Here is a 1,224-nt window from a genome sequence, read left to right as displayed (position 1 = left end):
GCCAAGTTATAAGTTGGTAAAATAAACAACAAGATCATCAAAATAAGGACCCAACCCATAAAACGATTTCGTTTTTGTCTCTCCTTCATCAGGTAACGACGACGTTGATGTTCATTTTGAATAAAAGAATTATTCATCTGTACAATATTTTTAGACATTTTCTTCTACCCGTGTTTCACTGAGAATTTCATACATGCCTGCTGCGTCTTCTTTTTTTGTACTATCTTTCATTTCTAGTACTTTAACAAGCAACAACTTATTTCCAAAGCGAATTTCAACTTGGTCATCAACTTTCAAATCCGTTGAACTTTTGGCCAAGATTCCATTCACCTTGATTCTACCTTTATCTGCTACTTCTTTTGCGACTGTGCGGCGCTTAATAATTCGTGATACTTTTAAATACTTGTCTAATCTCATTTTTATTACCTCAAATTATTATTGTACCATTTTTATCCTTTTTATAGAAGAAAAATGTTAAATGGGATTTGCTTCCTTTGATTCTTTTATCTCTAATAAACTTTCTCCAAAAATCAGCAAACCTTCTAAAATTTCATAATCCTTCTTGTTTCGGACATCAAATACAACTTCCATTAATCCCTTATTCTCAGCTATAGCTGCTTTTAAGTTCGTTGCAGATAAGGCTTTAAAATAATCTTGAGCCAAGAATAGTCGTTGAGTGACTTTTTCAAATTGAACTGTAATCTTATTTTCTTTTCTTTCCACACGTTCTACAAATACCTTGTCAAAATATGACTTAACCAAACCAATCTCTAAAAGGTATGCTACTACGTCTGGGTATTCTCCAAAGCGGTCCATCAACTCTTCTTGTAGTTCTTCATAGTTGACACGATTGTCAATTTGACGAATTTTCTTGTAAATTTCAATCTTATGTCGTTGGTCAGAAATATAAGTATCAGGAAGATAAGCATCAATTTGTAAAATCAACTCAGCATTTCCTTTGATTCTTTTATTCCCATTACCGTTCCGTTTAGCAATAGCTTCCTCTAATAACTGTGAATACAATTCAAAACCAACAGAATCAATGAAACCAGACTGCGATTTTCCTAGGAGATTTCCTGCTCCACGAATCGAAAGATCTCGCATCGCAATCTTAAATCCTGAGCCTAATTCTGTAAATCCCTTAATTGCTTCTAATCTCTTTTCAGAGACTTCACTGATTGATTTTTCTGGACGATACATGAGATAGGCATAAGCAATACGATT

At 33.7% G+C, this 1,224-nt stretch carries 2 protein-coding genes and 1 pseudogene; all 3 read right to left on the bottom strand.

Translation table 11 applies throughout. From position 1 onward, the window contains the following. A pseudogene (locus GMD1S_RS07855) lies at positions 1-158 on the bottom strand (septum formation initiator family protein); the annotation flags it as partial. Continuing rightward, complete coding sequence (locus GMD1S_RS07850; protein ID WP_001234975.1) at positions 151-417, bottom strand: RNA-binding S4 domain-containing protein; 267 nt, start codon at positions 415-417, stop codon at positions 151-153. The gene GMD1S_RS07850 and the pseudogene GMD1S_RS07855, both read right to left, overlap by 8 nt. 57 nt (positions 418-474) lie before the next feature. After that, the coding region (locus GMD1S_RS07845; RefSeq protein ID WP_000294750.1) for a TRCF domain-containing protein at positions 475-1,224 on the bottom strand (750 nt) is incomplete at its 5' end.

It is taken from the genome of Streptococcus sp. GMD1S, assembly GCF_000296875.1.
Lineage (GTDB): Bacteria > Bacillota > Bacilli > Lactobacillales > Streptococcaceae > Streptococcus.
Note: the sequence above shows the minus strand (reverse complement) of the source record. Positions and strands in the feature narration are given on the sequence as shown.